Origin of the sequence: Pantoea sp. SIMBA_079 (genome assembly GCF_046940275.1) — a bacterium.
GTDB classification, from domain to species: domain Bacteria; phylum Pseudomonadota; class Gammaproteobacteria; order Enterobacterales; family Enterobacteriaceae; genus Pantoea; species Pantoea borealis.
On sequence record NZ_JAWRYR010000561.1, the window covers coordinates 1 to 257 of the forward strand.

1 protein-coding gene is annotated in these 257 nt (G+C 56.0%); it reads right to left on the reverse strand.

All coding sequences use genetic code 11. The annotated features are described in order from the left end of the window. On the reverse strand, positions 1–223 hold a 223-nt coding region (locus tag SB719_RS21195; protein WP_412159893.1), incomplete at its 3' end, for an NAD(P)H-binding protein. Between the last annotated feature and the right edge of the window lie 34 nt (positions 224–257).

Genomic DNA, 257 nt, shown 5'->3' on the forward strand with positions numbered 1-257 from the left:
GTGTATCTGGCGGGAGTCCGGCCGTGAAATAAACGATGCTGCTACCCTTTACGGCCTTGGCCGCCTGGCTGGCGTCTAGCAGGTCCGCCGCAATCAGCGTGTCAGAGTCGCTGACTTTGCGCGGATTACGGCTGACCAGCCTGATATCTTCGGTAAATATCCGGTTCAGTTCCCGTGCCAGCTCTATGGCTATCTGGCCAGTTGCGCCTAAAACGGTTTGCATTTGGTCTCCTGGAAACCTCGGTAGAAGGTTTCTC